Raw genomic sequence first — 11857 nt, forward strand, 5'->3', positions numbered from 1 at the left:
ATAGTCCTTACAAAAGCAAAAGCTACCCTATCATTTAATAAGGTAGCTTAAATATTAACATGCTCTTGTATAATAGATTGATTTGAATTTCTTCTTACGCATAATTTTTGCAGCAATCCGCGCCCCGCGTACATCATCGCTGACTAAAACAATTTCTTTTGAGCAGTCAAAGCGTTCTTTAAGTGCTCGTGGTAAATAAGATAATGGAATGTTTTCTGCAGAAGGAAATGGACTTCGGTGAGCAGAAACATAGTCACGTACATCTATAACACAATAGCGATCATCATTGATTGATTGTTGGTCAATCTTCTTTAAATAGTTGAACGGCAAGACGTATTGATTTAAGACAAATACGATAAGTCCAATAGATGCTAAGATAACTAATAGTTCCACGCCTATACCTCCTTTATTTGTTTAAAAGACAATTTCTCCATCCCAATCAAGCATTCCACCGGCCATATTGATCGTCTTATACCCATGTTGGTTCATGAATAATGCTGCATTCATGCTTCTACCACCTGAGCGACAAACCATTATATATTCTTGATCTTTATCAAGGTCATTTATAGCCTCAGGAATCTGCTGAAGTGGAATGTGTTTTGCCGTAGGAATCATTCCATTCGCAACTTCTTCGTCTTCTCTAACATCTATAATATTCAGTGATTCATTATTCTCTAATTTTTCTTGTAAATCTTTTGTTGTTATTTCTTTTACTTCGTCCATTAATAAGCCTCCTCGTTTCGTGCACTGTCTCATTTTTAAATATTTTTCTCTTGTAGTCAAGAGGTACGCTTAAGGGTATGCATCCCTATCAGATTACTATGCATTAAATTTCATTATAAAAACTCCTGCCTACACTCTTTAAAGGAAAGGCAGGAGTTTTATACTTTTTTAGTTAGCTACAATATTTACAAGCTTACCTGGAACAGCAATCACTTTTCGAACCGTTTTACCTTCAATCCATTCTTGGATCGTTTCATTCTCTAGTGCTTGTTTTTCAAGATCTTCTTTCGTTGCATCTTTAGCAACTTTCATTTTCGCTCTTACTTTACCCATTACCTGAAGAACGACTTCCACTTCATCATCTTCTAGTTTGGATTCATCGAAAGTTGGCCAAGCTTCATAACTGATGGAACCTTCATAGCCTAGCTTCGTACCTAGTTCCTCTGCAATATGAGGAGCTACTGGAGATAGCATTTTCACGAAACCTTCAGCAAATGCTTTTGGTATTTCGTCAGCTTTATAAGCGTCGTTAATGAAAACCATCATTTGAGATATCCCTGTATTGAAGCGAAGTTCTTCAAAGTTTTCGGTTACTTTCTTAACTGTTTCATGGTAAGAACGTTCAAGTGTCGTGTCTTGACTGTTTGCAACAACTTTATCAGTAAGTTCTCCATTTTCGTTTACGAATAGACGCCACACACGATCTAGGAAACGTCTTGCTCCATCTAGACCGTTCGTAGACCAAGCAATGGATGCTTCTAAAGGGCCCATGAACATTTCATATAGACGAAGGGTATCAGCACCATGTGTTTCTACGATATCGTCTGGGTTCACAACATTCCCTTTTGATTTACTCATTTTTTCTGAGTTTTCACCTAGAATCATACCTTGGTTAAATAGCTTTTGGAATGGTTCATTCGTTGGTACAACACCTGCATCGTAAAGAACTTTGTGCCAAAAACGTGCATATAGAAGGTGAAGTACAGCATGTTCAGCACCGCCGATATACATGTCGACCGGCAACCATTTCTTAAGTTTTTCTTCATCCGCAAGTTTTTCAGTGTTGTGCGGATCAATGTAACGAAGGTAATACCAACAACTACCTGCCCACTGTGGCATCGTGTTTGTTTCGCGACGACCTTTCATTCCTGTTTCAGGATCTACGACATTCACCCACTCATCAATGTTAGCAAGAGGTGATTCTCCTGTACCAGAAGGCTTAATTTCAGAAGTTTCTGGAAGCATAACTGGAAGATCTTCTTCTTTTACTGGAGTCATGCTACCATCTTCCCAATGAATCATAGGAATTGGTTCGCCCCAATAACGTTGACGACTAAATAACCAATCACGTAGGCGATAAGTTGTTTTCTTTTCACCTTTACCGTTTTCTTCAAGCCACTGAATTGCTTTTTCGATGGCTTCTTCTTTCTTAAGACCATCTAGAAAATCAGAATTGATATGTGGCCCATCTTCAGTATAAGCTTCTTTTTCAACGTTCCCACCTTCAACAACTGGAATAATAGGAAGGTCGAATTTTTGAGCAAATTCATAGTCACGCTCATCATGAGCAGGAACAGCCATAATTGCACCAGATCCATAGCTCATTAGAACGTAATCCGCAATCCAGATAGGAATTTGCTTCCCATTAACTGGATTAATAGCATAAGTCCCTGAGAATACTCCCGTTTTGTCTTTGGCTAGGTCTGTACGTTCTAGGTCACTCTTAAGCTTTACTTGATTTAAATATTCATCAACCGCTTCTTTTTGATCTGCTGTTACGATTTTTTCAACAAGTGGATGTTCGGGAGCTAGCACAGCATAAGATGCTCCAAAAAGAGTGTCTGGACGAGTAGTGAACACTGTGAATGTGTCATCCAATCCATCAATACCGAAATGGACATCAGCACCTTCAGAACGACCAATCCAGTTACGCTGCATTTCTTTAATGCTATCTGGCCAGTCAATTTCATCAAGGTCATCAAGAAGACGATCTGCGTAAGCTGTAATGTTCAGCATCCATTGTTTCATCGGCTTACGTTCAACTGGATGCCCACCACGTTCACTTACACCATCTACAACCTCTTCATTTGCAAGAACAGTGCCTAGAGCTGGACACCAGTTTACAGGTACTTCATCAATGTAAGCTAGACCGCGTTCGTAAAGCTTTAGGAAAATCCATTGTGTCCACTTGTAGTATTCAGGGTCTGTTGTGTTTACTTCACGATCCCAATCGTATGAAAAACCAAGCGCCTGAATTTGACGACGGAAATTGTCCACGTTTTGCTTCGTGAATTCTTTCGGTGGGTTTCCAGTATCAAGCGCATATTGTTCTGCAGGTAGACCAAAAGCATCCCAGCCCATTGGATGTAGAACCTCATATCCCTGCATCCGCTTCATGCGTGCAATAATATCTGTTGCTGTGTACCCTTCAGGGTGTCCAACGTGAAGACCAGATCCTGATGGGTAAGGAAACATATCTAATACGTAATACTTTTCCTTATCTGATTGTGTATCTGTCTTAAACGTATGGTTGTCATACCAGTAATCTTGCCATTTCTTTTCGATCTGCTTGTGATCAAAAGACATACCCTTTTCCTCCTTTGATTTCATTCGCCTCATAAAACACGAGAGAATACAAAAAACCTCTCATCCCAAAAAGATTGGGACGAGAGGTTTTATTCTACCCGCGGTACCACCCAAGTTAGTGTATACGTACACTCACTCTGTTCCTTAACGCGGAATGACGTCTCATCTTACTACCATTTCAGAAGAGCAACATCAAAGGCGAGTTCACAAAACTCCTTGGATAGCTTCCACCAACCGCTACCTCTCTTTATGCAAGGCGTTTTATTACTACTCCTTTTCTTCGTCTTTTATTCGGCTCATAGTTTGTAATTCCTAATTTTAATGAAGCTAATGTGCAATGTCAAGCACCATATGCCTATTTTCACACTGTATTTGTGAACACGAAGTAGCTTAATACATGTAACCCAAGTAAAGGGGCTAATAATGGAAGGAGAAAATAAGTGTGAGCAACTCATTAACTTCTAAGTATAGGTACGTCTGAAGAAAATGAACGTATAATGCAAAAAAATGAGTAAAAAAGATTGAGCATCAGCCCAATCTTTTAATTCTCTAGATGTCTAGCTCCATCGCCCAGCAACTCAGGGACTTGGGCCCACACGATGTGGGTCAGATCGACGTTGTCACAGGACGTGACGAAATTAACCGATCGTCCTTATTCCATACTTTCTCCGTACGATAAGTCAACATCGATTCACCAAGGTTCATCGTGTTTCCTTTACACGTTTGTGACATGAAATTTTAACAAGGAAGAAAGTCGACGTAGTTAAAATTTCTAGGTGAAAGTACCACGGCAACTAAGCTTCTGTCTGCGCCTGTCGGCTTGCCAATCAGCAATTTTGGTTAATCGTACTATGGGCTCAGTCCAGTCCCTACGTTGCTAAACGGACGCTTGCGCCTTTCTTATTCATATTGATTTAAATCTTCATGATCTAAAATCATATCATTTAAGCATTGTGATACTTGCAAATGTAGTCGGTGCAGCTCTTCTTTTTGCTGGTGGTTGGCACTGTGCATCATTTTATCGATTTCTTTCTCCATATCTTCCAGGCCTAGTTGTGCTTCTGTATAATCTTCACCAGCTTTATACCCTAGTTTCTTGGCTTCATCTAATTCTTTTTTTGCGGATTCTAACTTTTCATTGGCTTCGGAAACTAAATGCTCCATGGAATCTCGTGTAGCCATATCATCACCTCATTTGTACTTTGTGCTCTACAGCCTTTCCTATGCATGGAAAAGTTTCGAATCCGGTGCTTTCATGCTACAATGCGTAATGAGTTATATTTTAGAAAAGAAAATCTGATCACAGAAACGAGTGAGAAACATGCTACAACGAGTTTTGGATTACTCTCATGAACTGTTAGAAGGCTCCGTACTTCCTGGTGAAACCGTTGTTGACGGAACAGCTGGAAATGGTCACGATACATTATTTTTAAGTAAACTTGTCGGTCAAAACGGACGCGTTCTTTCTTTTGATATTCAAGAACAAGCCATTGAAAACACAAATGATTTATTAGTGCAAAATCATGTCGAAAATGTAACACTAATACAAGATAGTCACGCTGATCTCCCCTGGTATATCCCTGAAGGTGTCGAGGATATTGGTGGAGCGATTTTTAACCTGGGCTATTTACCGGGTAGCGATAAATCAATCGTTACTGAACCACAATCAACCGTCGATGCAGTGAAGCACTTATTGACAAGAATCAAGAAAAACGGCCTTATTGTACTAGTGGTATACCATGGGCACGAAGGTGGAGCAGAAGAACGAGATGAAGTATTAAAATATGTATCAAAGTTAGACCAAAAACAATACCGTGTTCTTCGTTATGGTTTCATTAACCAGGCAAATAACCCTCCATTTATTTTAGCTATAGAAAATAAATAAACCCGGGAGCGTAACTACGCTATCCCGGGTTTTATTTTATGATAAAGCTTTGTATTCACATAAAAGAATGTCGCTCTTTTCCCGCTCACCTTCAGCAAGTCGCGCACCATCAGGCGGGCACCTTTAATGGTTTCAACTTTTTGATCTGCCAAATACATCCCCACCAACCCTTTTCGAATCATTTGGTGAAAATAGGCATGAGGCAGGTGATCTACATGTTTTGTCGTCTGATCTATAAAATAAACAAAACGCTCTTTCATGTGATCCTCATGATCATAGTACGTACAGAAGTTTAAGTCTCCTTCTTCTTTATCCTCTTCTTGGTCGATATAATAATCGAGTAAAATGTGCAAGCCTTGCATATAAGGGAAGTAGCTATTGTAGACTTGGCGAGCAAGTTCCTTATTTAATTCCCCCCCAAAGCCATATGAAACGAGACAAAAAATCCCTAAAGTAGACCCAGAACACGCAGAAAATTCATACCAGGATAAGTCTCCCCATTTATCTTGATGATCTCTAAACCACGTTTGAAGTCGAGGAATTCGTTCATCAAACGTAACATGCTTATGAACTTGTAAATCCCCATATATTGAAGATAGTTCAAGTGTAAACGGTGCAATCATATCATAATGGGGCATCTTCTTTATTGAATCTTGGCATGTTTGAACGAGAGAGGACAAGTAACCTCCGTCATCTTTTTCTTCACGATAAGCATAATAATCTTTAAGGTCGTTTTCTGGATTAAGAGCATCCAACATGGATTCGTGAAGTTGTCTAAAGTCCTCAGGGTCCAGAGATGTGCTCCGATCACACAGGTTATCCAAGTAATCGGATATCGTCTGATATGCTACGATAAACCGAATTGCTTCCCTCCAATTTTCATTTGCTAAAATAGCGTACACAGATCCGCCTTCACAATGAAACGTTTTATCCTCAATGGAATCCAACGCTTGTTTGCGAAGCTCTTCATTCGGAATTTCTTCAGCTCGATCTCTCCATTGGCTTAACTCTTTATGTACCTGAGGAAAAATCTTTCGATAAATCCTCAACATTAATGGAAGTGCTTTTTTGGGTACAGAAGACAAGCTTGTCCCCTCCTTATATTATGTGCTTCTCAACAAACCGAAGTGCGTATTGAAATACATCCTCTTTTTCAGGGTCATTAAAAATCTCATGATATAAGTTTTCCCACTCCTTGTGATTTTTTTCATGAATAGGAAGCTGATCAAACCATTTTTTTGTACACGTTCTATCTACAATTTTATCATGCCCAGCTTGCATCACAAGTGTAGGCAAGTCTGGATAAGCTTCAATTCGATCAAAAGCTAAGTCCATGCCTCTATCTAGCTCTCGAAACCATCTAACAGATACTTTTTTCAGAATTAATCGATCCTGTTGATCCCGCTCTCGCATTGCTCCATCTCTTGTGACATGTTCAGGATTTAAGTTTCCGTTGAACTTCATTTTAGGAGTCACACGATCTAAAACCTTGGAAAGGTGCTGCATAATCTTAGGTGGAGGGTTTTCCAAACCCAAGCATGGCGAAGATAGTACAACTCCTTTAATCGGAAGTTGTTTTTCTTCTAGAGTTCGAATCGTAATAAGACCACCCATACTATGTCCAACCAAAAAAATCGGCTTGCCCAAATTTTGAGCTTGATTGATCCATGTAGTGACTTCTTCTATATATTCATCAAACGAGTCGATATGTCCTTGGGGTCCTTCATGTTCCCCATGAGCTGGCAAATCTGCGTATAGACAATTATACCCTTCTTCTTGCCATCGTTTCGCTAACCATTCGTATCGTGCTGAATGTTCAAATGCACCATGCACCAATACAACGGTTGCTTTCGCATCTTCGGCTAAACATTGTTTCATACAGTGTTCTCCTTCCCAAGCATCTTGTTCCATTTGTTATACTATTTATAACACCATACATGAATGGAGGATTCAAATGTTTTACCAATATAAAGGGAAAACCCCTAACATACATAAATCAGCTTATGTGTCTGAAGATGTTGTTATTACGGGCGATGTTACGATTGAGGAAAATGTGAGTATATGGTTTAAAACGGTTATACGAGGAGATGTCGAAGCGACGCATATTGGAAGAAATACAAATATCCAAGACCAAAGCATGCTACACCAAAGTCCAGGCCGCCCACTTCATATCGGCGAAGGAGTAACAGTCGGTCACCAAGTGATGCTTCATTCCTCGATCATACACGACAATGCCTTGATCGGAATGGGATCCATCGTCTTAGATGGAGCAGAGATAGGAGAAGGAGCTTTCATAGGGGCAGGATCACTTGTACCACCAAATAAAAAAATTCCTGCAAATACGCTTGCATTAGGTCGTCCCGCTAAAGTTGTTCGTGAATTAACCGATGAAGATATTAGCGAGATGAATCGCATCAGACGTGAATACGTTGAAAAAGGTCAGTATTACAAATCCATTCAATCAAAGTAACATTGTTTTCTGGAAAGTGAGTGTTTAATCCACTAGCTTAACGGAACATGGGGGTGGAGAACCTATAGTTAAGGAGGTGTCGCACACAGTATGCTTGCTACGCTTACACTTGGAGTAGTTACATTAAGTATTCTTCTAATGCTTGGGGCAAACTCCAACAAAATTCAATCTCAATACAAGCGGTTGCTTAGATGGTATATGGTTTTTTCTGTTGGTTGTGCATTAGCACTAGCTATCATGACGGTACATCAACAACGTGACGTGTGGACATCACTCTTTTCTGATTGGTTCTTGAATACAGAGGAAAGAAATCATGTAGCCGCCTCAAGCCTAGGCGCTATGGAACTCGAGCCGATCGTTCCATTAATTGAGCAATATCACTTAAAAGAGAAAGTGAATATAGATGCACCGGTAGTCAGACAATATCCAGAATTACCCAGAGGATGCGAAGTAACTTCTCTAACCATGCTTTTGCGGTATCACAATATAGAAAGCGACAAAATGACGCTAGCTGAACAAATTCAAAAGGATCCTACACCTTTTAAAGCCAAAGGGGACAAGTTGTATTTCGGTAACCCTCATAAGGGGTTTGTCGGCAACATGTATGATTTAAACCAACCAGGCTACGGTGTCTATAATGAACCTATTGAAAAGCTGGCCAGAACTTATGCAAAAGATCGAGTAGAAAATTTTTCAGGAGAGTCTTTCTATAAAATATTGGAGCATCTAAATGAAAACCGTCCCGTTTGGGTGATTACAAATACAACGTATAAAAAGTTACCCGAAGAATTGTTTCAAACATGGCTAACACCAGATGGACCTGAATCCATAACCATGAAGGAACACTCAGTTTTAGTCACGGGATATGACAAAGAATTCATTTATTTCAATGACCCTTTAGGAAAAAATAAAAAAGCACCCATATCGGACTTCCGAGAAGCTTGGGTGCAGATGGGCAAGCAAGCCATTACAATTAAGTAATGGTTAGCTTGCTTATTGATTTGTCTTCTTCCACTAAATCCTCAAAAGGATACTTACGCTCGATGAAAATTTGGTGCCATAGCATAAACATAAGTACAGTCCAAATTTTACGGGAGTAATCTCCTTTCCCGTTCACATGATCCTCTAATAGTTGAGAGACCACTTGCTTTTCAATTAAATGATCCGTTTCACTTTCTCTAATGAGTGTTTTAGCCCAATCATAGAGCTCATTTTTCAACCAATGACGAATTGGTACAGGGAATCCAAGTTTCTTACGATCTAGTACGTGATCCGGAACAATGCCACGTGCAGCTTTTCGTAGGATAGATTTCGTTGTACCGTCAGCAATTTTCATATCCACCGGAATTTCACGCGCCACATTAAAGACTTCTTTATCTAAGAATGGAACACGTAATTCAAGCGAATTCGCCATCGTCATTTTGTCAGCTTTTAATAAAATGTCGCCGCGTAACCATGTGTGAATGTCGATGTATTGCATCTGATTCACTGGATGATTCAACTGCACTTGTTTATATAATGGACCTGTTAAAGATTGATATGTCTTCTGATCATAATAATCTTTTAACAGCTTTTTCTTCTCATCTTCCTCATACATTTTTGCATTCCCAATATAACGCTCATGAAGAGGAGTTGTGCCACGCTCTAAGAAACTCTTCCCTTTTACGCCTTCTGGTAGTACTTCTGCAACACGAGATAGTAAGCCTTTTGCAGGTTTTGGAATCGAATCGAACATCTTCAAGGATTCTGGCTCTCTATAGATATTGTATCCACCAAATAATTCATCAGCACCTTCACCGGAAAGCACAACCGTAACATGTTTACGTGCTTCACGTGCTACAAAGTATAAAGGTACACATGCAGGGTCTGCTAATGGATCGTCCATATGCCACATGATTTTAGGTAGCTTCTGAACATATTCCTCAGGCGTAATCGTGTAAGAAATATTTTCTACGCCAAGTTTCTCAGCTGTCTCTTTTGCAACATCCACCTCAGAAAACCCTTCACGCTCAAAGCCGACTGAGAAAGTCTTGATATTCGGATTAAATTCGCGGGCCATTGCCACGATAATAGATGAGTCAATTCCACCAGATAGGAATGAACCTACTGGCACATCACTACGCATGTGAACGTTGACGGAATCATACATCACATCTTGGATTCGCTTAATCCACTGACTCTCTTCACCCTGAACTTGAGTGAATGTAGAATGCCAAAAACGTGTGAATCGAATCTTTTCTTGAGGCTTTTTCACAAAATAATGACCTGGCTCTACTTTGCTAATACCATCTGTTAGCGTTAGTGGCTCAGGAACGTATTGGAAACTTAAATAATGCTGTAGCGCCTCTGTATTAACAAGCTCATTTTCTTGAAGAAGTGTAATACTTTTCTTTTCTGAAGCAAAATACGTTTGATCGTTTTGTTCAGAATAGAAAAGTGGCTTGATACCAAATGGATCACGCGCACCGTAGAACGTCTGCTCTTGTTTATCCCAGATTAGAATGGCGAACATCCCTCTTAAACGTGCAAAAGCTTCTTCTTTTTTGTGGCGGAACATCGCAATGATGACCTCAGTATCTGATTCAGTCTCGAATTCATAACCTTCTTTTATAAGCTCATCACGAAGTTCAACGTAGTTATAAACCTCACCATTAAAGACCATCCAATAACGCTCATCCTCATAATTGAACGGCTGGTGGCCACTTTCTATATCAATAATACTTAAACGACGAAAACCAAACGATATGTATTCATCATGATAATATCCTTCATCATCTGGACCACGATGGGTAATAATATCATTTCTTCGCTTAAACTGTTGCTGTTCTTGTTCATCTAATTGAAATGGGTTATGTCTAATAACTCCAATAAAACCGCACATACACTGGTCCTCGCTTTCCTGTCACATTTAACTGTTTTAGTTTATCACAAAACCATACCCCAAATCGATAGGAAGAAAAACACAAAAGAGAGGGAGAGGGTGGAAAAGTTATGGTTTTGGGGGTTTTTGTGGGTGGATATCTTCCTCTCGGGAGTAGGATTCTCCTTCTCGGGCGTGCGATTCTCCTTCCCCGGCGTGGGATGCTCCTTCTCGAGCGTGGGATGCTCCTTCCTGGGCGTGCGACTCTCCTTCCCCGGCGTGGGATTCTCTTTCTAAGTCTCTTTAATATTTAATAATGTTCTTACTTTATATTGTTATTCTTCATTTAATAATTGATTTGGGTCTTTTATAAATTGTACCTGTACTCGCTCCTTCTTTTTCAAGCCCTAATCTCTTCATAATTCCTATAGCTTGGTACCTATTTTCAAGATGTAAAAACTCGCGGCATTCTTTAGAAGTAATGCTTGACTTAAATAGTAAAAAATAATCTGCTATAGCTTTAGCATCTGCATTTAATGACCTATGCTCACAGTGAATACATTCCCACCTTTTACGTTTCCTCACCATCTTATATCTTAAGCAATTATTACACCTCACCCCTGTTATTAATTCAGTTGGGGAGACACCAAATTTTTTTAAAGTATTATAATACCCCGGCCTATGGTCTTCTATTAACCTCTTCTCTAACCATTCAATATTTACAGGTTGGTTTCGATAAGCATAGTTCTGTTCGATTTGTTTAATTTTCGTAGGTATATTCTCAGAATGGGCAATCTTCCATTGGTGAGGGTTTCCTTGTGGGAAGTTCAGTATTGTGGAGGGGTTACTGATTGCAACAAGTGGGATTATGGGGTAAGAAAATATCTTTTGAAAGTGGAGCCATTTGTCAAATTGGAGTTGATGGCGCTCTACTTGTAAAAGTGGGTTAGCAATAGATTTCTTCCCCCTTTTTGCTGTCGTTTGTGTAAATTGACCGGAGTTTTCATCATAACTAAGTTCGCCTTGGAGATTTTTCACTTCAATAATAAAAGCTGCGCGAGGTGTTAACACGAGGGTGTCAATTTGACATGGTTCGCCAAAAATAATTAAACGTACGCCTCGTATGATGTGGTATTCTTTGTCAGGTAAAAAACGAAGGTAGTAATAGAGAGTAATTTCTCCTCTATGACCGGCTTGTCTACTAGAAATACTCTCTTTCAAAATATTCCTTTCGGGAAACGTCTCTACCAGCCTTTCCAGAAGCGCTTCTTCTTGTAAAAGGACAATGGGTACAGCTCTGTCTTCACGTCTAATAAAAATCACTCCTTTTCCT

11 protein-coding genes and 1 other annotated feature are annotated in these 11857 nt (G+C 39.6%); of the genes, 3 read left to right on the top strand and 8 right to left on the bottom strand.

The features are described from left to right. Window positions 1–54: 54 nt before the first annotated feature. The 4 genes from GS400_RS15405 to GS400_RS15420 all read right to left on the bottom strand — a co-directional run bounded on the left by GS400_RS15405 (window position 55) and on the right by GS400_RS15420 (window position 4491). Entirely contained in the window at window positions 55–393 is a 339-nt protein-coding gene (locus GS400_RS15405; protein ID WP_236560981.1) for a rhodanese-like domain-containing protein, read from the bottom strand. A 21-nt stretch (window positions 394–414) separates the two neighbouring features. Then, entirely contained in the window at window positions 415–723 is a 309-nt protein-coding gene (locus GS400_RS15410; RefSeq protein ID WP_160103229.1) for a rhodanese-like domain-containing protein, read from the bottom strand. A gap of 168 nt (window positions 724–891) precedes the next feature. Further along, window positions 892–3309 carry a leucine--tRNA ligase gene (gene leuS, locus GS400_RS15415; protein ID WP_160103231.1) on the bottom strand — a complete coding sequence of 806 codons (2418 nt, stop codon included), beginning with the start codon at window positions 3307–3309 and terminating at the stop codon, window positions 892–894. A 72-nt stretch (window positions 3310–3381) separates the two neighbouring features. Further along, window positions 3382–3599: a binding site (T-box leader), on the bottom strand. 610 nt (window positions 3600–4209) lie between these two features. Then, the gene (locus tag GS400_RS15420; RefSeq protein WP_160103233.1) at window positions 4210–4491 is read right to left on the bottom strand and encodes a DUF2524 family protein; all 282 of its coding nucleotides are present in this window, start codon (window positions 4489–4491) and stop codon (window positions 4210–4212) included. A 139-nt stretch (window positions 4492–4630) separates the two neighbouring features. Here GS400_RS15420 and GS400_RS15425 point away from each other — a divergent pair, with 139 nt between their 5' ends. After that, on the top strand, window positions 4631–5194 hold the full coding sequence (locus tag GS400_RS15425) for a tRNA 5-(aminomethyl)-2-thiouridylate-methyltransferase MnmM (protein WP_160103235.1): 564 nt from the start codon (window positions 4631–4633) through the stop codon (window positions 5192–5194). Window positions 5195–5208: 14 nt separating this feature from the next. Here the strand turns inward: GS400_RS15425 and GS400_RS15430 are convergent, their stop codons facing one another. After that, window positions 5209–6246: a tetraprenyl-beta-curcumene synthase family protein gene (locus tag GS400_RS15430; RefSeq protein WP_160104652.1), complete on the bottom strand. Its 1038-nt coding sequence runs from the start codon at window positions 6244–6246 to the stop codon at window positions 5209–5211. 46 nt (window positions 6247–6292) lie between these two features. After that, window positions 6293–7072 (bottom strand): alpha/beta hydrolase, encoded by a 780-nt coding sequence (locus GS400_RS15435; protein ID WP_160103237.1) that lies wholly within the window; start codon window positions 7070–7072, stop codon window positions 6293–6295. Window positions 7073–7148: 76 nt separating this feature from the next. Between GS400_RS15435 and GS400_RS15440 the strand changes: the two genes are divergently transcribed. Beyond that, the gene (locus GS400_RS15440; RefSeq protein ID WP_160103239.1) at window positions 7149–7664 is read left to right on the top strand and encodes a gamma carbonic anhydrase; all 516 of its coding nucleotides are present in this window, start codon (window positions 7149–7151) and stop codon (window positions 7662–7664) included. A 90-nt stretch (window positions 7665–7754) separates the two neighbouring features. Continuing rightward, on the top strand, window positions 7755–8645 hold the full coding sequence (locus GS400_RS15445; protein ID WP_236560983.1) for a C39 family peptidase: 891 nt from the start codon (window positions 7755–7757) through the stop codon (window positions 8643–8645). Here the strand turns inward: GS400_RS15445 and asnB are convergent. Beyond that, complete coding sequence (asnB, locus tag GS400_RS15450) at window positions 8638–10545, bottom strand: asparagine synthase (glutamine-hydrolyzing) (RefSeq protein ID WP_160103241.1); 1908 nt, start codon at window positions 10543–10545, stop codon at window positions 8638–8640. The genes GS400_RS15445 and asnB overlap by 8 nt on opposite strands. Window positions 10546–10866: 321 nt before the next feature. Continuing rightward, complete coding sequence (locus tag GS400_RS15455) at window positions 10867–11847, bottom strand: nuclease-related domain-containing protein (protein WP_236560985.1); 981 nt, start codon at window positions 11845–11847, stop codon at window positions 10867–10869. Window positions 11848–11857: the final 10 nt, after the last annotated feature.

It is taken from the genome of Pontibacillus sp. HMF3514, assembly GCF_009858175.1.
In the GTDB taxonomy this organism is placed as follows: Bacteria; Bacillota; Bacilli; order Bacillales; family BH030062; genus Pontibacillus.